General features: G+C 66.6%; 17 protein-coding genes and 1 pseudogene. 12 read left to right on the forward strand and 6 right to left on the reverse strand.

What is annotated here, in order from left to right; genetic code table 11:
• Nucleotides 1–30: 30 nt before the first annotated feature.
• Nucleotides 31–273, reverse strand: a pseudogene (locus CLU88_RS16265) (magnesium chelatase domain-containing protein); the annotation flags it as partial.
• Nucleotides 274–486: 213 nt separating this feature from the next.
• Between CLU88_RS16265 and CLU88_RS16270 the strand changes: the two are divergent.
• The 10 genes from CLU88_RS16270 to CLU88_RS16315 all read left to right on the forward strand — a co-directional run bounded on the left by CLU88_RS16270 (nt 487) and on the right by CLU88_RS16315 (nt 10705).
• Nucleotides 487–1218 carry a TorF family putative porin gene (locus tag CLU88_RS16270; protein WP_099657481.1) on the forward strand — a complete coding sequence of 244 codons (732 nt, stop codon included), beginning with the start codon at nt 487–489 and terminating at the stop codon, nt 1216–1218.
• 44 nt (nt 1219–1262) lie between these two features.
• Nucleotides 1263–1601 (forward strand): P-II family nitrogen regulator, encoded by a 339-nt coding sequence (gene glnK, locus CLU88_RS16275; protein ID WP_099658948.1) that lies wholly within the window; start codon nt 1263–1265, stop codon nt 1599–1601.
• A gap of 31 nt (nt 1602–1632) precedes the next feature.
• Entirely contained in the window at nt 1633–3180 is a 1548-nt protein-coding gene (amt, locus tag CLU88_RS16280) for an ammonium transporter (protein WP_099657482.1), read from the forward strand.
• A gap of 227 nt (nt 3181–3407) precedes the next feature.
• Nucleotides 3408–4541, forward strand: coding sequence for a glycolate oxidase subunit GlcE (gene glcE / locus CLU88_RS16285; RefSeq protein ID WP_099657483.1), 1134 nt, complete (start codon nt 3408–3410; stop codon nt 4539–4541).
• 10 nt (nt 4542–4551) lie between these two features.
• Nucleotides 4552–5412: a YoaK family protein gene (locus CLU88_RS16290; RefSeq protein ID WP_099657484.1), complete on the forward strand. Its 861-nt coding sequence runs from the start codon at nt 4552–4554 to the stop codon at nt 5410–5412.
• Between the two features lie 52 nt (nt 5413–5464).
• Complete coding sequence (glcF, locus tag CLU88_RS16295) at nt 5465–6760, forward strand: glycolate oxidase subunit GlcF (RefSeq protein ID WP_099657485.1); 1296 nt, start codon at nt 5465–5467, stop codon at nt 6758–6760.
• Between the two features lie 211 nt (nt 6761–6971).
• Nucleotides 6972–8279, forward strand: a complete 1308-nt coding sequence (locus CLU88_RS16300) for an HD-GYP domain-containing protein (protein WP_143226035.1) — start codon at nt 6972–6974, stop codon at nt 8277–8279.
• A 96-nt stretch (nt 8280–8375) separates the two neighbouring features.
• Complete coding sequence (locus CLU88_RS16305) at nt 8376–9263, forward strand: ProQ/FINO family protein (RefSeq protein ID WP_099657487.1); 888 nt, start codon at nt 8376–8378, stop codon at nt 9261–9263.
• Between the two features lie 146 nt (nt 9264–9409).
• A complete protein-coding gene (locus CLU88_RS16310; protein ID WP_099657488.1) occupies nt 9410–9892 on the forward strand; it encodes a GyrI-like domain-containing protein in 483 nt (160 codons plus the stop codon).
• A 66-nt stretch (nt 9893–9958) separates the two neighbouring features.
• Complete coding sequence (locus CLU88_RS16315; protein ID WP_233205507.1) at nt 9959–10705, forward strand: YafY family protein; 747 nt, start codon at nt 9959–9961, stop codon at nt 10703–10705.
• Nucleotides 10706–11379: 674 nt separating this feature from the next.
• Here the strand turns inward: CLU88_RS16315 and CLU88_RS16320 are convergent.
• The 3 genes from CLU88_RS16320 to lplT form a co-directional block, all read right to left on the reverse strand.
• Nucleotides 11380–11868 carry a glutathione peroxidase gene (locus CLU88_RS16320; protein WP_099658949.1) on the reverse strand — a complete coding sequence of 163 codons (489 nt, stop codon included), beginning with the start codon at nt 11866–11868 and terminating at the stop codon, nt 11380–11382.
• A gap of 98 nt (nt 11869–11966) precedes the next feature.
• Nucleotides 11967–12851 carry a DMT family transporter gene (locus CLU88_RS16325; RefSeq protein ID WP_099657489.1) on the reverse strand — a complete coding sequence of 295 codons (885 nt, stop codon included), beginning with the start codon at nt 12849–12851 and terminating at the stop codon, nt 11967–11969.
• 138 nt (nt 12852–12989) lie between these two features.
• Nucleotides 12990–14294: a lysophospholipid transporter LplT gene (gene lplT, locus CLU88_RS16330; RefSeq protein ID WP_099657490.1), complete on the reverse strand. Its 1305-nt coding sequence runs from the start codon at nt 14292–14294 to the stop codon at nt 12990–12992.
• 136 nt (nt 14295–14430) lie between these two features.
• Here lplT and alr point away from each other — a divergent pair, with 136 nt between their 5' ends.
• Both alr and CLU88_RS16340 read left to right on the forward strand, forming a co-directional pair.
• Complete coding sequence (gene alr / locus CLU88_RS16335; protein WP_099657491.1) at nt 14431–15537, forward strand: alanine racemase; 1107 nt, start codon at nt 14431–14433, stop codon at nt 15535–15537.
• A gap of 96 nt (nt 15538–15633) precedes the next feature.
• Nucleotides 15634–16452, forward strand: a complete 819-nt coding sequence (locus CLU88_RS16340) for a hypothetical protein (RefSeq protein ID WP_099657492.1) — start codon at nt 15634–15636, stop codon at nt 16450–16452.
• A 168-nt stretch (nt 16453–16620) separates the two neighbouring features.
• Here the strand turns inward: CLU88_RS16340 and CLU88_RS16345 are convergent, their stop codons facing one another.
• The gene (locus tag CLU88_RS16345) at nt 16621–16935 is read right to left on the reverse strand and encodes a DUF3325 domain-containing protein (RefSeq protein ID WP_099657493.1); all 315 of its coding nucleotides are present in this window, start codon (nt 16933–16935) and stop codon (nt 16621–16623) included.
• Entirely contained in the window at nt 16928–18640 is a 1713-nt protein-coding gene (locus CLU88_RS16350; protein WP_099657494.1) for a PepSY domain-containing protein, read from the reverse strand. The genes CLU88_RS16345 and CLU88_RS16350 overlap by 8 nt, the downstream gene beginning before the upstream one ends.
• Nucleotide 18641: the final 1 nt, after the last annotated feature.

Raw genomic sequence — 18641 nt, forward strand, 5'->3', positions numbered from 1 at the left:
CGCACTTAGCAATAACTTCGCAAATTGCAGTCTTGATGTCACCTTGGGCAAATCGGCGGGCGCCAAATTGACGGTAATTCGCTTGTTGTGCGGAAACTCCAGCCCTGCATTTTGCAAAGCCGAGCGCACGCGCTCGCGGGCTTCCTTCACCTCCACATCGGCCAGGCCCACCAGCGTGAAGCTGGGCAGGCCGTTGGCCAGGTGCACCTCGACGGTGACGGCGGGGGCCTGCAGCCCCAGAAGGGCGCGGCTTTGCACCAACGCAAGACTCATATGTAACTTTCTCCCCAGATGGGTGCACTTGCTAAAGCGGTGGGATGTAACGGCTTGTGATTGCACCAGTCGGGTGCATCGTCAAAAAAAGCTTGCACCGCTTTGCGCAGCCGATCAGCGCGCATTGCGGTGCATTCAATTTTGGAATGCAGCAGGCGGTGGCACGGTCCGTGCTTAAAGCCCTTGTCCCTACTTTGTCCAACCGGAGGAAACATGATTCGCACTTCCATCAAGACCCTGGGCGTTGCCCTTGTCGCTGCGCTGCCCGTGTTGGCCAGCGCGCAACTCACTGGCAATGTCAGCCTGACCACCAACTACAAGTTCCGTGGCCAGGACCAGGACACCAGCAAGGTCAAGGCCGTCAAGCCCGCGCTGCAAGGTGGTTTTGACTATACCTTTGGCGAAACCGGCTTTTACGTGGGTAACTGGAATTCCAGCGTGGATTGGCTCACAAGCAACTCGCTGGAGATGGATTTCTACGGCGGCTACAAATTCAAGGCCGGCGCGGTCGATCTGGATGTGGGTGCGCTGACCTATGCCTACCCCGGCAACTCGCTGGGCAACACCACCGAGCTGTACGGCGCCGCCACCTACGGCCCGCTGACCGCCAAGTACTCGCACACCATCTCCAAAGACTACTTCGGCTACGCCGGCAACAAGCTGGGCACGGGCCGCAAAGGCACCAACACAGGCTACCTGAACTTCGCCTTCTCTCAAGAAGTGATGCCCAAGGTCACGCTGAAGGCATCGGTGGGCTTCACCCGCTTTGCCAGCGACATCAAGGACTCGGGCGTGCCCAACTACATGGACTACAGCGTCGGCGGAGCCTATGATTTTGGCAGCGGCCTGTCGCTGGGCGCAGCGGTGGTGGGTGCCAACAAGAAGGACGTCTTTGGTCCGGTCAACAAGTCGCGCGTGATCGTCACGCTTACCAAAACCCTGTAAATCTCAGCGGGCACCGCGCGTGCCCGTTGCCGGAGGACATGAACATGAAAATGGTGACAGCCATCATCAAACCCTTCAAGCTCGACGAGGTGCGTGAAGCCCTGTCGGACATGGGGGTGCAAGGCATTACGGTGACCGAGGTCAAGGGCTTTGGGCGCCAAAAGGGCCACACCGAGCTGTACCGTGGCGCTGAATACGTCGTGGACTTTCTCCCCAAGGTCAAGATCGAAGCCGCTGTGGCCGACGACCTGGTGGACCGCGTGATCGAAGCCATCGAAGGCGCTGCCCGCACCGGCAAGATCGGTGACGGCAAGATCTTCGTGACCCACCTGGAGCAGGTGGTGCGCATCCGCACGGGCGAAACCGGCAAGGAAGCCCTGTAAGGGCCCGCCGCATCACACAGAGAGAAACGCCATGAAAAAACTGCTTGCTTCTTTCGTACTGGGGTTGAGCCTGTTGTCTGCCGGCACCTTGTCGCTGGCCCAGGCACCTGCCGCCGAACCCGCTGCCGCCACCTCCCCGGCCGCAGCCCCCGCTGAAGCCGCTCCGGCTCCTGCCGCCGCAGCCGCACCTGCTGCAGCCGTTGCGGCTGCCCCTGCTGCCGAGGCCGCTGCACCCGCAGCCCCCGTGCCCAACAAGGGCGACACCGCCTGGATGATGGTCTCCACCATCCTCGTGATCCTGATGGTGCTGCCCGGCCTGGCCCTGTTCTACGGCGGCCTGGTGCGCAGCAAGAACATGCTGTCCGTGCTCATGCAGATCATGGTCACGTTCTCGCTCATCACAGTGCTGTGGTTCATCTATGGCTACAGCCTGGCCTTCACCGAAGGTGGTGCCTTCATCGGCGGCTTTGATCGCCTGTTCATGAAGGGCATCTGGGACAACGCAGCGGGCACCTTTGCCAACGCCGCCACGTTCAGCAAGGGCGTCGTGATTCCTGAAATCTCGTTCGCAGCCTTCCAGGCCACGTTTGCAGGCATCACCTGCGCCCTGATCGTGGGTGCCTTTGCCGAGCGCATCAAGTTCTCTGCCGTGCTGCTGTTCATGGTGCTGTGGTTCACCTTCAGCTACCTGCCGATCGCTCACATGGTCTGGTTCTGGATGGGCCCTGACGCCTACACCGCCAAGGACGTGGTGGACGCCATGAATGGCAAGGCTGGCCAGATCTGGCAGTGGGGTGCGCTGGACTTTGCCGGTGGCACGGTGGTGCACATCAACGCTGCGGTTGCTGGCCTGGTGGGCGCCTTCATGGTGGGCAAGCGCATTGGCTACGGCAAGGAAGCCATGGCCCCTCACAGCCTGACGCTGACCATGGTGGGTGCTTCCCTGCTGTGGGTGGGCTGGTTTGGCTTCAACGCTGGCTCTGCCCTGGAAGCCAATGGCTTCGCCGCCCTGGCTTTCATCAACACGCTGGTGGCGACGGCTGCCGCGGTGCTGGCCTGGTGCACGGGTGAAGCGCTGATGCGTGGCAAAGCTTCCATGCTGGGCGCTGCCTCCGGTGCGGTGGCTGGCCTGGTGGCGGTCACGCCTGCTGCAGGCAACGTCGGTATCGGCGGCGCCTTGGTCATCGGCCTGGTGGGTGGCTTTGCCTGCCTGTGGGGTGTGCATGGCCTCAAGAAGATGCTGGGCGCTGACGACTCGCTGGACGTGTTCGGCGTGCACGGTGTGGGTGGTGTCGTGGGTGCGCTGCTGACCGGCGTGTTTAACTCCCCCGCCCTGGGCGGCCCCGGCTACGTGGCCGACTGGGTCACAGCCTCCATGGTCACTGCGGCCGATTACTCCATCGCTGCCCAGGTGTGGACACAAACCAAGGCCGTGCTGCTGACCATCGTCTGGTCTGGCGTGGTGTCGTTCATTGCCTTCAAGGTGGTGGACCTAGTGGTGGGCCTGCGCGTGTCGGAAGAAGACGAACGCGAAGGTCTGGACATCACGTCCCACGGCGAAACGGCCTACAACCGTTGATTGGGGGACCACCGGTGGCGGTATCTGGTGGTGCCGCCGCCGCCCCAAGGTTTTCTAGCGAGAGTCTCCTCAAGAGTTGGGCCCACCCTGTCGGTGGGCCCTTTTTTTATGGGCGCTCCGGTGTGGCGTCCCTGGCCCGGTGGGTGGCCAGCGCAAAGAACCTGCACGGGCGTTGTTCAAAAAATTCACGCCATGCGGGGCGCCCCTGCCAAGCCGCACCCGCTACGATGCAGGCCATGGACCAAGCCCTTGCCCAGATGATCGAGCGCGTGCGCGCCGCTGCCTCAGACCACACCCCCTTGCGCATCCGGGGTGGGGGCAGCAAAGACTTCCATGGCCGCGCACTGCAGGGCGAGGTGCTTGATACCCGTGTCCTCTCAGGCATCACCAGCTACGAGCCGAGCGAGCTGGTGGTGACCGCCCGCGCAGGCACCCCCCTGGCCGAGCTGGAGGCCGCGCTGGCCGACCAAGGCCAGTGCCTGCCCTTTGAACCCCCGCACTTTGCCCCTGGTGCCACCGTGGGCGGCATGGTGGCTGCGGGCTTGTCAGGGCCCGCACGGGCCAGCGTGGGCGCGGTGCGCGACTATGTGCTGGGCGTGGGCCTCATCAACGGGCGGGCCGAGGCGCTCACCTTTGGCGGGCAGGTCATGAAGAACGTGGCGGGGTACGACGTTTCGCGTCTCATGGCGGGCGCCTGGGGCACGCTGGGGCTGCTGACGGAGGTCAGCCTCAAGGTGCTGCCCGTGGCCCCGGCCGAGGCCACGCTGCGCTTTGAATGCAACCAGGCCGATGCCCTTCGCAAGCTGCACGCCTGGGGCGGCCAGCCCCTGCCGCTGAACGCCAGCTGCTGGCTACACGACACGGCGGTGGACGCGGGCGTGGGCACCCTGTATGTGCGCCTGCGCGGCGCAGTGGCGGCGGTGGAGGCTGCGTGCAAAACCATGGGCGGCACGCGGCTGGACAACGCCGCCACCGCGCCAGACTGGGCCGCCTGCCGCGACCACACCCTGCCCTGGTTTGCCGCACGCGCCCAGCAGCCCGGCCACGCGCTGTGGCGCCTGTCGCTGCCCGCCACCGCGCCGGTGCTGACGCTGCCCGCTGCCGCCCAACCGCTGGTGGAATGGCACGGCGCGCTGCGCTGGGTGCAGGCACCAGCCCATGCGGGCGAGGCCCTGCGCGCCGCCGCCCAGGCGGCAGGTGGTAATGCTGCTGTTTTTGTAGCTGCTAGCGCTGATTCTTCAAGCGCTAGCGGCCAGTTTGATCCAAAGTCTGCTGCGCTGGCGCAGATCCATGCCCGCCTCAAGCAGGCGTTTGACCCTGCGGGCATCTTCAACCCCGGCCGCCTGGCCGCTGACTGGTAGGGCGGCCGCCATGCGCCGTCTGCGCCACCTCACGGGCCACCACCGCACCGTCACCACCAACCGGGTGCTGGGCCTGCTGCTGGCATTCAACGCCGGGGCGGTGAATGCGGGGGGCTTTTTGGTGGTGCACATGTACACCTCGCACATGACGGGCTTTCTCTCGTCGCTGGCCGACAACCTTGTGATGGGCAACATGAAGCTGGTGCTGGGGGCCGTGGGGGCGCTGTGGGCCTTCCTCTCCGGTGCGGGCAGCACGGCCATCATGGTCAACTGGGCGCGCCACCACCGCCTGCGCGGCACCTACGCGCTGCCGCTGCTGCTCGAAGCCGTGCTGTTGCTGCTGTTTGGCCTCATGGGCGCCATCACGCTGGGCTGGCGCACGCCGTTTTCGGTGCCGCTCACAGTGCTGCTGCTGGCCTACCTCATGGGGCTGCAGAACGCGGTGGTCACCAAGATGTCGTCGGCCCAGATCCGCACCACCCACATGACGGGCGTGGTGACCGACCTGGGCATCGAGATGGGCAAGATGCTGTACTGGAACCGCAGCGGCACCGCGCCCGATCGCCATGTGCACGCCAACCGCGAGCGGCTGCGGCTGATGGCGGGGCTGATGGGCATGTTCCTCATGGGCGGGCTGGTGGGCGCGGCGGGGTTCAAGCATGTGGGCTTCATCTTTGTGGTGCCGCTGGCGCTGGTGCTGCTCACGCTGTCGCTGCCGCCGCTGTGGGCTGACCGGGTGCGCCTGCGGCAGTTGCTCAAGGCGTTGCGCAGCGGCCCTCCGGCGCTGCCATCCCCCGCCCATTTGCCCCCCCACTCGCCCCCCCATCCCCACGGCACGGCCCATGGGCCCGGCCCGCACGAAACGCGCTGAGCGGGCCTGGATGCCCCCGCGCTGTTGTTGACTCTTTCCCTAGGCACGCACCATGCAGACCCAACTCGCCCCCGAATACGCCGCCCGCGCCGATGGCCTGGAGGCCGAAGCCATCTTGCGCAAATGCGTGCACTGCGGCTTTTGCACCGCCACCTGCCCCACGTACCAGCTGCTGGGTGACGAGCTGGACGGGCCGCGCGGGCGCATCTACCTCATCAAGCAGGTGCTGGAAGGCGCGGTACCCACCCGCGCCACGCAGCGCCACCTGGACCGTTGCCTGACCTGCCGCAACTGCGAAAGCACCTGCCCCAGCGGCGTGCAATACGGCCACCTGGTGGACATTGGCCGCAAGATCGTGGACGAAAAAGTGCCCCGCCCCGTGGGCGAAAAAGCCCTGCGCTGGGCGCTGAAAGAGGGGCTGCCGTCGCCCCTGTTTGCCCCGGCCATGAAGGTGGGCCAAGCCCTGCGCGGTGCCTTGCCCACGGTGCTCAAGGAGAAAGTGACCACACCACGCAGCGCTGGTGCCTGGCCCGCGCGCGAACATGCTCGCAAGGTGATCATGCTGGCGGGCTGCGTGCAGCCGAGCATGATGCCGAACATCAACACCGCCACCGCCCGCGTGCTCGATGCTGTGGGCGTGCAAACCGTGGTGGTGGCCCAGGCCGGGTGCTGCGGCGCGGTCAAGTTCCACCTCAACGACCAGGAAGGTGGCAAGGCCCAGATGCGCGCCAACATCGACGCCTGGTGGCCGCTGGTGGACCCCGACGGAGCGGGCGGGGTGGAAGCCATCGTGATGAACGCCTCGGGCTGCGGCGTGACGGTGAAGGAATACGCCCACACCCTGAAGGACGATGCGCAGTACGCCGCCAAGGCCGAGCGCATCAGCGCCCTCACGCGCGATTTGTCGGAACTGCTGCCCGCCATGCTGCCCGAGCTGGCCACCAAGCTGCAAGGCCGCGTGGACGCTACGCGCCAACCGGACACCCTGTACGCCTACCACCCACCCTGCACCCTGCAGCACGGGCAAAAGCTGCGCGGCGGGGTGGAGGCGCACCTGAACCAGCTGGGCTTCAAACTGCGCACGGCGCGCAACGAATCGCACCTGTGCTGTGGCTCGGCGGGCACGTATTCGGTGCTGCAGCCTGATTTGTCGCACCAGCTGCGCGACCGCAAACTGGGCGTGCTGGCCGAAGCCTTTGGCGAGCAGCCGCCCGATGTGATTCTGTCGGCCAACATCGGCTGCATCACCCACCTGCAAAGCGGCACCGGCACGCCCGTGCGGCACTGGGTGGAGGTGCTGGACGAGGCACTGGCCACGGCCCCAGCGGCCCCCCTTGCCGCCTTGTAGCCGCTGCGCTGGGCAAGGGAGCTGGCCGGGCCTTGGGGCTGTTGCAGCCAGCCCACGCGTCGCCTGGTTTGTCATGGCGCAGGCCGTGTCTGCGCCCACAATCTGATGACAACGTTGCCTGGCCTGCCCGGCGGCAGCGTTGGCACGGCGGCTGCCGTGGGCCCGCACCTGTGGCCCTGGCAGCCTGCATACCGGTGAGGACCGCCACAAGATGCCAAACGCACAGACCAGGGAAGACCCAGAGGATTCGCACGCGGGCAGCACCGCCAACCCGGTGGCGCTGAACGCCATCGTGCGGGCCGCCGAGATCTACAGCATCGTCGCGTCCGAGGACATCGTCGATGTACGGGGCGTCAAGCTCTGGGCCAAGAACCAGCCGGTGTCGGCCAGCCTGCAGCAGCGCCTGCTCGAGCGCAAGCTCAGCAAGCCGCTCGAATCGTGCCTGGCCGCTGAAGACGGCGTGAGCCTGATCACGCTGCAGGAAGATTTTGAGCGCTTCATGGCCGAGCCCACGCCGCTGGTGCAGGGCTTGCGGCCCTGGGCCGAGGGGGTGGGCCAGCAGTTGCGCCAGCTGCCCCTGCACTCGGTGGCCCAGTTGCTGCTGACCACCGCCCTGGCCAACCGACCCGAGATGGTGACCCACGCCGTGCAGGCCATGGCCTTGATGGGCGCGCTTGCCACCAAGTACCTGGGCCAGGCCATGGACGTGCGCATGGCCATGCTCGCCGGGCTGCTGCACGACATTGGCGAGATCTACATCCAGCCCGAGTACCTGGACCCCGGCCGCAGCATGGACCTGCTGGGCCACAAGCACCTGGTGGTGCACCCCCGCGTGGCGCAACTGCTGCTGGACAGCACCACCGATTACCCGCGTGCCATTGGCCGCGCCGTGGGCGAGCACCACGAGCGGCTCAATGGCGCGGGCTACCCCGCGCGGCTGCGCCAGCCCGATTTGTCGCCCCTGGGCCGCATGCTGGCCGTGACCGAGGTGACCTTGGGCATCGCCCGGGCGCAGTCTGCGCCGCTGACCCGTGCCAGCTTTGCCCTGCGGGTGCTGCCCGGCGAGTTTGATCCGCAGTACATAGGCTTCATCAGCGACATGGCGCGCCGCGTGGCCGAGCCCGCTGTGGCCGATGTGCCCGCCCCCGACTCCCTCGTGTGCAACCCCCTGGCCGAGATCCAGCAGCGCGCGGCCCTGGCCTCTGAGCTGCATGCGCAGCTGCAGGCCCTGGGCGGCGAGGCCCCGGCGCTGGAGATTGCCGACATCGCCAGCACGCGGCTGGAGCGCCTGAAGGTGGCCTGGAACTCGCTGGGGTACTGGGGCGCGCAGCACGCCGAGATCACCGCGCGCGAGAGGCTGGAGCTGCACATGGCCGACCGCGAGCTGGGACAACGCCTGCGCGATCTGGACCGCGAATGCCTGCTGCTGGCCGAGCGCGTCTCGCCGCTGGAGCGCGAGATGTTGTCGCCCTTATGGCAGTCGCTGCACTTGGCGCAGCCTCCCCAAACTCTGGTCTGATGTCCTGCCAGAGGGGCACCCAGGGTGCGCGAAAGGCCATCGGTGGCATGATGGAGGGTTTGTTGCTCCCCCGTCCCCTGAAGGACTTTGATCGCTATGACCGAATCCGTGCCTGAAGTCGTTGCCGCCCCCCTGCCCGCAGATGCTGGGGCCGCCCATGCTGGGGCCGCCCTCGCTGGGGCCGCCAGTGAGAGCGCCACCGCAACGACACCAGAAGGCGCTGCCGCCGCAGACCGCGCTGGCAACGCCGCAGGGCGTGCTGCCCGCAACCGGGGCCGCCGTGGCGGCAAAGACCGCGGTGGCCGCAACGCTGAAGGCGCGCCCGCCGCCGCCCAGGCGCCCGCCCCCCAGCGCGTGCACCCTGCACTGGAGCAGTTGGCTGGCCTGTACCCGCACCTGTTCGGCGCGGTGTTCCGCCCCCTCAAGCGCGGCATCTTCCAAGACCTGCTGGCCGCTCATCCCGAACTGTTCGAGCGCGAAGCGCTCAAGGTGGCGCTGGGCATCCACACCCGCTCGACCCGCTACCTGCAAACCGTGGCCGCTGGCGAGCAGCGCCACGACCTGCAAGGCCAACCCGTGGAAGCCATGGCGCCCGAGCATGTGCACCATGCCTTGCTGGAGGTGTACCGCCGCCGCAAGAACCAAAAGGGCCGCCCCACCGAAGACCTGCTGCCCAAGCTGCGCAACCGCATGATCGCCGCGTTCGAGGCCTCAGGACTCACCCGCGAGGCCTACACCGAGCTGGTGGTGGGCCGCGACGACGCTGCCAACGCCATCCTGGAAGAAGCCTTTGCCGAATGGGCCGCCCGCAACGCCAAGGCCGAAGCCCTGCTGCGCGCCTTTGAGGCCAGCGGCAGCACGCTGGAGCAGTTTGCCGACATGTACGGCATGGACCCGCGCAGCACCGGCCAGCAACTGGAGCGCGCCCGCAAGCTGGCAGCGGCCAAGGCTGCCCCACAGGCAGATGGCGGCGCCGCTGACTGATGGATTGACCTGATGCAACCACCCTGGTGTGTGCCAGGCTTCAGGGCGTTGCACGGCAGGCCGGGGCGCCTGCCACCCTGCTGACATAACGGTGTCAGTAGCCCCAAGGCAGTATCCAAAACCTGTTTAAACATACAGGAGTTTGCATGTTGTGTGCCATCACGCCTTGGGCGGTGTCTGTTCCTGCATTCCGCGCGGTGGGCATTCGCACCCGTACCTCCAACCCGGCCGAGGCCGACCCCGCCACCGCACGCATCGGCGCGCTGTGGGACCGCTTCTTCAGCGAAAGCTGGGAGCACAAGCTGCCCCCTCCAGGCGATGATGGCCGCGTGTTCGGGGTGTACAGCCACTACGCATCCGACCAGCACGGTGAATTTGACGTGCTGGCAGGGGTCGCTGCCCCCGCAGACCACCAAGCCATGCCCGGTGCCAACGTGGTGGACATCGAAGCCGGCGCCTATCTGGTGTTCGAGTCAGAGGGCCACATGCCCCAGCTGGTCATCGACGCCTGGACGGCGGTGTGGAATTACTTTGAAGCCAACCCCCAAGTGCAGCGCCGCTTTGGCACCGACTTTGAGGCGTATAGCGGGCCATACCAGGTGGCGATCCACATTGGAATTCAAGAGTGATTGCTATGAAATGTATAGCTTCTGGCGCTTTTAGGGAGAGCGCTAGCATGGCTTTTGATTGCGAATATGCGCCGCGCTGACCGCTTGTTCCAGATCGTGCAGCTCATCCGCGGTCGGCGGTTGTCCACCGCCGCCTTTCTGGCCGAGCGGCTGGAGGTTTCGCAGCGCACGATCTACCGCGATGTGGCCGACCTGCAGCACCAGGGCGTGCCTATTGAGGGCGAGGCCGGTGTGGGGTACCGCTTGGGGGCGGGGTTTGAGCTGCCCCCGCTCATGTTCAGCCAGGGCGAGGCCAACGCGCTGGTGGCCGCCGCCCGGCTGGCGCAGGCCTGGCTAGACCCCGGCTTGGCGCGCGAAGTGGAAGGCGCGCTGGGCAAGATTTTGTCGGTGCTGCCCCCGGCCGCCCGGCTGGCGGCCGAGTCCCAGGCGCTGTATGCCCCCATGGTGGGGCTCGACGCCCGCGCCCAGGCCACGCTGCAGGCCCTGCGCGAGGCTGTGCAAAGCTGCCATGTGGTGCAGATCGACTACGCCGACGTGCAGGGCCGCCCCAGCCTGCGCAGGCTGCGGCCGCTGGGCTGCTTTTACTGGGGCAAGGTGTGGACTTTGTCGGCCTGGTGCGAGCTGCGCAACGACTTTCGGGGTTTTCGCATCGACCGCATTGCCGCCTTCACCGTGCTGCCCGAGCGCTTTCGCCAAGAGCCCGGCAAAACGCTGGCGGACCTGCTGCGCCAGGTGGAGGATGAACGCAACTGCTGGGCCGCCGATGCGCCGCTGGAGTGCGCTGCGGCGCCTGGGGCTGATGGGCGTTCTTGAGGGGGCGAGCGCAAGGAGGGGCCGAAGACTGCAAGGGGCCCTGAGCAGCCGATTGGCCTTGTTCCCCAAAGCGGTCATTGACTCAAGACGAATTGATCGGCAGCATCATTCACATGAATCGACCATTCGACTTTGAAGGTTTGTTTACTCTCTTCGCGTCGCACCGGCCAGTGACCTCGGGCTATCGACCTCAGCACGCCCTTTACGAAAACTATCAGACTAGCGGGATGCACATGTATCCAGCGCACGGCCTCGTTTGCCCTGGGGAGACAGCGATGGTCGAAGTGCATCTGATTTCGCCCGAGGTTTATCCACATTGCCTCTGGGAAGGCCGGACATTGCAAGTATTGGAGGGCTCTTGCCTGGTCGGGTCTTTGGAAGTAACGCGCATAGCTACCAAAGGTCTTCGCACTTCCCCAGAGAAATATCAATCACTCTGGGTAGAGCCTGCGGAGTTGCGGGGGCGCTCTTGAGGTCCGACCCATTATTGCGGCGGACCCGCGCCAGCTACGCTGATTGATCCGCTGAATATCAATATTGAACGTCCGCTTTCATATGCCGCGACCGGCTCCTCTTGGCCGAAAGCCGCCGCAGCGCCCCAGTTGGCAAAAATGCCGCATACCCCTCGCGCCCCATCGTTCCGGTAACGGCGCGGCGCCACCGAGCGTGCCGTCTTAACCTGCCAGCGCCGCCTCAATATCCGCCGCCAGTTTTTTCGGTGCGTCCTGCGGTGCATACCGGCGCACCACCTGCCCGTCTTTGCCCACGAGGAATTTTGTGAAGTTCCACTTGATGGCCTTGGTGCCCAGAATGCCGGGCGCTTGCTCGGTCAGCCAGCGGTACAGCGGCGCGGCTTGCTCGCCGTTGACGTCGATCTTGGCCATCATGGGAAAGTCCACGCCGTAGTTCAGCTGGCAAAAGTCCGCGATTTCGTCGTTGCTGCCTGGGTCTTGCTTGCCAAACTGGTTGCACGGAAACCCCAGCACCACCAGCCCCTGGCTTGCGTACTGCTGGTGCAGCGCCTGCAAGCCCGCAAATTGCGGCGTGAAGCCACAGGCGCTGGCCGTGTTGACGATGAGCAGCACCTGGCCCCGGAACTGTTCCAGCGCCACGCGCTGGCCGCGAATGTCCTGGGCGTCGAAGGTGTAGATGTCTTGGGGCATGGGCAAGGCTCCGTCGGTGAGGTAGTGGGGGGTGAGCAGGCCCATGGTATCGGGACAGGCCCCGGGGGTGTCAGCCCATTGTTGTCAGCGCCTGTTCGTCAGCGCTTTGGCCTCCACGGCACGGTGGCCAGCAACGCGGCCGACACGATCATGGCGCCGCCCAGCACGGTGCGGGCGTCCAGCGCGGTGTCTGTCAGCAGCACCGACGACACGCTGGCAAACACCACCTCCGACAGCATGATGAGCGCCGTGGTGCCCGCCGCCAGCCGCGTGGCGCCAAACTGCAGCGCGTAGTTGCTCAGCAAAAAGGCCGCTGCCAGCAGCAAGGCCACCGTCACCCAGCCGGTGGCCAGCGCGGGCACGGGGGTGACAAAGCCCGCCAACAAGCCTGCGCAGGCGCTGGCTGTGGCCATGAGGGCGCCGCCGCCAAACATGGCCAGCATGCGGCACTCGCTGGGCAGCCGGTGCAGGCGGCGCAGGGTGACGTTGGTCAGCGCAAAGCAAAAGCCCCCGGCCAGGGCCAGCAGGTCGGCCCCTGAGAGGTGGCCCACCAGGCGCTCGATCGAGGCATCGGCAGGCACCAGCACCAGGGCCACACCCGCAAACGCAAGTACCAGCCGCACCACGGCCATGCGCGTGGGGCGCTCGCCCAGCACGCGCCAGGCCAGCAGCACCGACCAGGCGGGCATCAGATAAAACAGCAGCACCACCCGCACCACGTCGCCCACCGTCACGGCCCAGTTGAAGGCCACATTGGTCAGGCCCGACGACAGCGCCAAGAGCCACAAGGCCGGGTGCTGCAAGGTGCGTGCGAGCAGGCCGGGGCGCACCAGCAGCAGGCCCCCCACGGCCAACGCATACATCAGCGCCGTGGCCCACAGGGGGTGCAACCCGGCGCCGTGCAGTTGCCGAAACGGCCACCACGAAACGCCCCAGACAAAGGCGTTGAACACCAACGCCAGTACAGGCAAAAAACTATGCATTAAATCGGGTGCTAGCGCTTGTTTAATAAGCGCTGGCAGCTATCAAAAAAGGAGTGATTGAGCGCCTGGGCCGCGTGGCGCAGATCCCCGGTGCATCACCTGCCGCGCCTGTGCGGCCGGGGGGCTTGGAACAGGGGCTCAGTGGTGGTGGTCTTGCCGCGCAATGTGCAGCAGGTGCTCCACCTCTTCGCGGTGGCGGGTGCAGTTGCTGATGTGCCAGCGGCGAATCAGCCACATGATGCCCGCCACCACCAGGCCAAAGGCGGTGATGGCGCCAAACACCGACAGCCCCAGCTTGAGCGAGAGGCTGTAGAACGCGCCCAGGCCCAGGATGCAGGCCTGCTCGTTGAAGTTTTGCACGGCAATCGAGCGCCCGGAGCCCATCAGGTTGTGGCCCCGGTGCTGCAACAGTGCGTTCATGGGCACCACCAGGTAGCCGCCCAGGCCACCCAGCAAGATCAGGAACGGAATGGCCAGCCAGATGTTGTTGATGAACACCATGAGGATGAGCAGCAGCCCCATGCTGATGCCCAGGGGAATCACCTTGGTGGCCGCATCGAGCCGCATGCGCATGGACGCCACCACCGCGCCCACGGCGGTGCCGATGGCCACCACCCCGGTGAGGGCCGAGGCCTGCGTGGTGTTGTAGCCCAGGGCCACGGCAGCCCAGGCCAGCACGATGAACTTGAGGTTGCCGCCCGCGCCCCAGAAGAGGGTGGTGGTGGACAGCGAAATCTGCCCCAGCTTGTCGCGCCACAGGCGGCTGTTGCAGGCCCAGAAGTCAGGTAGCAGCGCCAGCGTGTTGGACAGCACATTGCGCGAAGGGTCGGTGCGCAGGGGGCGCATCTCCACCCCAGTGTGCGGGATGCGGGTGTTGAACCAGGCCGCCACCACATACACCAGGATCAGCGTCGCAATGGCCGACTCGGCCGGGGTGTCCACACCGGTGTCGATGAGGGGGATGTCGATGCTCAAGAGCATCACCGACAGGTGCTGCCCCACCAGTTGCCCGCCCAGCAGCACGCCCAGAATGATCGATGCAATCGTCAGCCCCTCGATCCAGCCATTGGCCTTGACCAATTGCGACGCGGGCAGCAGCTCGGTCAGGATGCCGTACTTGGCGGGCGAGTAGGCCGCCGCCCCCAGCCCCACCACGGCGTAGGCCATGAGTGGGTGCGAGCCAAACAGCATCATCAGGCAGCCCACCACCTTGATGGCGTTGCTGATGAACATGACCCGGCCCTTGGGCAGCGCGTCGGCAAAGGCGCCCACAAACGGCGCCAGCACCACATAGAACAGCGCAAACATGGGCACTAGCGCGGCGCGTTGCCACTCGGGGGCGCCATCGGCCCGCAGCAGCTCCACGGCGGCCACGAAGAGTGCGTTGTCGGCCAGCGAGCTGAAAAACTGCGCCGACATGATCGTGTAGAAACCGCGCTTCATCGATGGGCTTGTGCGGGCATCAGCTGGGCTGATGCCCTGTTAAATGTGGAAAACCGTGGCAAGTGACCGGCGGTTATATCACGCGGATAAACGGTGGCAGTGCCAGAATCTGGGGCTGATCACCCGGTTAAACCCCATGCCACGCCCCATACAAGCCCACATCCACACCGCCGCTTTGCAACACAACCTTCAGCGCGTGCGCCAGGCCGTGCCAGACGCCAATGTCTGGGCCGTGGTCAAGGCCAACGCCTATGGCCACGGCATCGAGCGTGCGTTTGAGGGGCTGCGTGGCGCCGATGGCTTTGCCCTGCTAGACCTGGCCGAGGCCGAGCGCGTGCGCGCCCTGGGCTGGCGTGGCCCCATCCTGCTGCTCGAAGGTGTGTTCGAGCCGCGCGACCTGGAGATCTGCTCGCGCCTGGGCCTGTGGCACGCCGTGCACTGCGACGAGCAGATCGACTGGCTGGCCGCCCACAAGACGCAGGTGCCGCACCGCGTGTTCCTCAAGATGAACTCGGGCATGAACCGCCTGGGCTTCACCCCCGCCCGCTACCGCGCCGCCTGGGCGCGGCTGAATGCGCTGCCGCAGGTGGATGAAATCTCGTACATGACCCACTTCAGCGACGCCGACGGCCCGCGCGGCATCGCCCACCAGATGGCCGCCTTCAACACCGCCACGCAAGACCTGCCCGGCGAGCGCAGCCTGAGCAACAGCGCCGCCATCCTGCGCCACGCCGCCGATGCCGGGGTGCGGGCCGACTGGGTGCGCGCGGGCATCGTGGTGTACGGCAGCGCGCCCGACCACCCTGAAAACACCTCTGCCCACTGGGGCCTGCAGCCCACCATGACGCTGTCCACCCGCCTGCTGGCCACCCAGCAGCTGCAGGCGGGCGACACCGTGGGCTATGGCTCGCGCTTCACGGCCGAGGGGCCGCTCACCATCGGCGTGGCCGCCTGCGGCTATGCCGACGGCTACCCCCGCCACTGCGATACCGGCACGCCTGTGCTGGTCAACGGCGTGCGCACCCGCCTGGTGGGCCGCGTGAGCATGGACATGGTCACCGTGGACCTGACCCCCCTGCAGCAGGCCGGTGTGCCTGTGGGCTTGGGCAGCGAGGTCACGCTGTGGGGCCGCGCCAGCAATGGCGAGGTGCTGCCCGTCGACGAAGTGGCCCGCGCCGCAGGCACCGTGAGCTGGGAGTTGCTGACCGCGCTGGCGCAGCGGGTGTCGGTGGTGGTGGACTGAGGCAGAGCGCCACAACGCCGCGCCGCCAAGCCCCCCGGGAGGGGGGGGCACTTTGCCCCTTGGGCTTGCGCGGCCAGCCCCTTATAGTGCGGCCCCATGACCACACAGCGCCCCACTCACCGCTCCTCACGCCGCCGCCGCTGGACCTCGGTGCGCCTGTCCGCACGCGATGTCGCCCATGACCTGCAGCAACGCCACAGCCTGCGCTGGCATGGCCTGTGCATCGGCACCCTGACGCTGCTGGGCATGCTGCTGGCCGCCTGGGGGCAGAAGCTGGCGGGCGTGCACATGCTGTCGGTGCGCTACGCCATCACGCTCACGGTGGGGTATGGCATTTACTTGCTGGTGCTGCGCTGGTGGGCCGCCCGGCTGCTGGACGATGAGGAAGAGGGCGCCGACGTGGACGGGGTGGACGCCCTGGATGTGGCGCTGGACGTGGCCGACCTGGCGCGTGCCGTGCCGCGCAGTAGCGGCCCACGCATGCCCGAAGCGCCCAGCCTGGGCGATGCTGCCGATGCTGGCAAAGACCTTGGCGAGTGGGCTGGGGATGCGCTGGACGGCCTGGGCAGCGCCGACGAAGGCGCGGTGGTGGTCATTCCGGTGGTGGCCATCTTCCTGATCGGCGCCGCCATCCTGGCCGGTGCGGGGGCGCTGGCCATGCTGTTCTTCAGCTGGGATGTGTTGCTGGCCGTGGCGGTGGAACTGGCCTTTTCAGTGGCTGCCGCGCGGGTGGCCACCCGGGTGGAGCGCGAAGGCTGGATCACCGCCGCCGTGCGCCTGACCTGGAAGCCCCTGCTGGGTGCGCTGCTGTGCGCTGTGCTGCTGGGCGCCACCATCGACCATTTCATGCCCCAGGTGGATTCGCTGCCCGAAGCTGTGCGGGTGTTGCAGGGGCTGCAGCCTTATCCCAAGTGATGCTGGATGGATATTTGCTACTTTTTTAGTAGCTGCTTGCGCTTATCTATCAGGCGCTAGAGGCCAAAATGACTGCACATCATGGAGTCGGCCTCTTTGCATGAAATGCACTCGAAAAATCCGTTCGGGCTGAGCCTGTCGAAGCCCTGCGCAGCGCTTCGACAGGTTCTAACGCACCCAGGGCATCAGCACCGCCAGCCAGCGCGGGCGCCAGCTCAGGGCAAAAGCCACGGCCAGCGCGCTGGCGGCCAGGCCCATCACCCACACCAGCGCCGCCATGGAGGCATGGTCCACCGCCAGGCACAGCGCCAGCGAGGCGCCCAGGCCTGCGGCGCCCAGCAGGCGCAGGGCGCGCACCGTGCGGGCGGGCAGGGGGGCGGTGCCGCGCACCTGCTCCCAATGCGTCTCCATGGCCAGGGCCAGCCAGGCCATGCCCAGCACACTGGCGGCCAGGGCCGCTGCAAGCATCACTGCATCAGGCATGGGCGGTCTCCGTGGGGTTGGTGCGCGGGTGGGTCGCCCGGGCCGGTGTGGCCGGGGCGCCTTGCGCACGCTGGGTGAGCTTGCGCGCCGCCAGCAAGGCTACGGCGGCGCCGGTCAATATGAAGAGGTCCACGCCTGCCACGGGCCAGTAGCCTGCGCTCAGCGTCTTGATGAGGTGGTCGCCCGTGGTCACCCAGTTCAGCACCACGGCGCACACGGCCAGTGCGGCAATGGCCCAGCACTGCTCGCGCCACGCGGGTGACATGCGGCCCTGCGCCACCGGCGCGCTGCGCCAGAAAGCGTGGCCCAGCGCCAGCGCCCAGGTGGCCCAGAAGGCGTATTGCTCTAGGCTGCCACGGTTGGGCCAGCCCACAGGCCAACTGTTGGGCACGGCGTCCGGCAGCAATCGGTTGGCAATCAAAATGCCCAGCGCAGCCAGCACCATGCCGGTGACGGTGGTGGTGGCCAGCGCGTCCACTGCGCGTGCGCCCTGGCTGCTTTGCTTGGCGTGCTGCTTCTTGCGCTTTTCTACAAAGAACACAAAGCCTGTGGCAATGCACACGCAGCCCATCAGCCCGCCCAGCACATACATCCAGCGCAGCAGCCAGTGCCTGAAGTGCTGCAGGTGCAGCCCGGTGAGGAACTCGTTGACGCTGTTGACGGCGCTGTGCGGCGGGTCTTCGCGCAGCAGCGCGCCCGTGCTGGCCTTGAAGTGGATGCCGTTGCCCACCAGCGCGATGCGGTCGGTGCCCGCGCGGTACACGCTCACGTAGCCATTGGCGTCGCCCACGTGCTGCAGCGCCAAAAAGCCCACGTCGCCTGCCATGCCCTGCGAGGCCCAGCGGCGCTGGGCCTCGGCCACCATCGCATCGACCGACGCCAGTGGGGCGGGCACGCCAGCGCGTTCGTGCGGCAGGCCGGTCTCGGCGGCTTCGAGCTTTTCGTGCAGCTCGTGCAGCGGGTTGAGCTGCGTGTGCGCCACCGGGAAGTAGATGCCTGCAAAAATCACCAGCCCCGTGAAGGCAAAGAAGAAGTGAAACGGCAGCGCCAGCACGCCCGTCATGTTGTGCAGATCCAGCGCGCTGCGTTGCGTGCTTTTGGTGGGGCGGAAGGTGAAAAACTCGCGGAAGAACTTGCGGTGCATGACCACGCCGCTGACCAGCGCCACCAGCATCATCAGCGCCGCAAAGCCCACGATCCAGGTGCCCAGGTCCTTCCAGTGGAAGTTCAGGCTGTAGTGCAGCGGGTAGAAGAACTGGCTGCCCACCTTGAGCCGGTCGTCCGGCAGCGCTGCGCCGGTGCGCGGGTCGATGGTGCGGTTGCCCCAGGCCACGTCGTCGTGGTCCTTGGAGCCCGGCAGCTCAAAGCCTGCAAACACGCCCAGCACCGGGTCGCGGTGGGTGGTGTAGGCGCCCAGGCGCTGGATGGTCTCAAACCGCTCGGGCATGGGCAGGCCGGTTTTGGTGCGCAGGGCTTCCACGCTCTCGGGCGTGGGCTGCATGCTGTCAAACACCGGGCGCAGCACCTTGTCAAACGAGGGCATGGGCTGCGGTGCAAAGCGCGACTGCGGAATCGCCCAGCGGTCGATCTCGCGGTCGAACACCGACAGCGCCCCGAAGAAGAACACCACCATCAACACAAACCCGAGCGCCAGCCCGAACCAGGTGTGCAGCCAGGTCAGCGCCTGGCGAGCGTTTTGAAACATC

Source organism: Acidovorax sp. 56, from assembly GCF_002749705.1.
Classification (GTDB): domain Bacteria; phylum Pseudomonadota; class Gammaproteobacteria; order Burkholderiales; family Burkholderiaceae_C; genus Acidovorax.

Excerpts from the sequence above, each read along its gene's own strand:
- CLU88_RS16325 (WP_099657489.1), bottom strand. The coding sequence starts at position 12,851 with ATGCATAGTTTTTTGCCTGTACTGGCGTTGGTGTTCAACGCCTTTGTC.
- CLU88_RS16305 (WP_099657487.1), top strand. The coding sequence starts at position 8,376 with ATGACCGAATCCGTGCCTGAAGTCGTTGCCGCCCCCCTGCCCGCAGAT.
- glcF (WP_099657485.1), top strand. The coding sequence starts at position 5,465 with ATGCAGACCCAACTCGCCCCCGAATACGCCGCCCGCGCCGATGGCCTG.
- CLU88_RS16270 (WP_099657481.1), top strand. The coding sequence starts at position 487 with ATGATTCGCACTTCCATCAAGACCCTGGGCGTTGCCCTTGTCGCTGCG.
- CLU88_RS16300 (WP_143226035.1), top strand. The coding sequence starts at position 6,972 with ATGCCAAACGCACAGACCAGGGAAGACCCAGAGGATTCGCACGCGGGC.
- CLU88_RS16340 (WP_099657492.1), top strand. The coding sequence starts at position 15,634 with ATGACCACACAGCGCCCCACTCACCGCTCCTCACGCCGCCGCCGCTGG.
- alr (WP_099657491.1), top strand. The coding sequence starts at position 14,431 with ATGCCACGCCCCATACAAGCCCACATCCACACCGCCGCTTTGCAACAC.
- CLU88_RS16345 (WP_099657493.1), bottom strand. The coding sequence starts at position 16,935 with ATGCCTGATGCAGTGATGCTTGCAGCGGCCCTGGCCGCCAGTGTGCTG.
- CLU88_RS16320 (WP_099658949.1), bottom strand. The coding sequence starts at position 11,868 with ATGCCCCAAGACATCTACACCTTCGACGCCCAGGACATTCGCGGCCAG.
- CLU88_RS16350 (WP_099657494.1), bottom strand. The coding sequence starts at position 18,640 with ATGTTTCAAAACGCTCGCCAGGCGCTGACCTGGCTGCACACCTGGTTC.
- amt (WP_099657482.1), top strand. The coding sequence starts at position 1,633 with ATGAAAAAACTGCTTGCTTCTTTCGTACTGGGGTTGAGCCTGTTGTCT.
- lplT (WP_099657490.1), bottom strand. The coding sequence starts at position 14,294 with ATGAAGCGCGGTTTCTACACGATCATGTCGGCGCAGTTTTTCAGCTCG.
- glnK (WP_099658948.1), top strand. The coding sequence starts at position 1,263 with ATGAAAATGGTGACAGCCATCATCAAACCCTTCAAGCTCGACGAGGTG.
- CLU88_RS16315 (WP_233205507.1), top strand. The coding sequence starts at position 9,959 with ATGCGCCGCGCTGACCGCTTGTTCCAGATCGTGCAGCTCATCCGCGGT.
- glcE (WP_099657483.1), top strand. The coding sequence starts at position 3,408 with ATGCAGGCCATGGACCAAGCCCTTGCCCAGATGATCGAGCGCGTGCGC.
- CLU88_RS16290 (WP_099657484.1), top strand. The coding sequence starts at position 4,552 with ATGCGCCGTCTGCGCCACCTCACGGGCCACCACCGCACCGTCACCACC.
- CLU88_RS16310 (WP_099657488.1), top strand. The coding sequence starts at position 9,410 with ATGTTGTGTGCCATCACGCCTTGGGCGGTGTCTGTTCCTGCATTCCGC.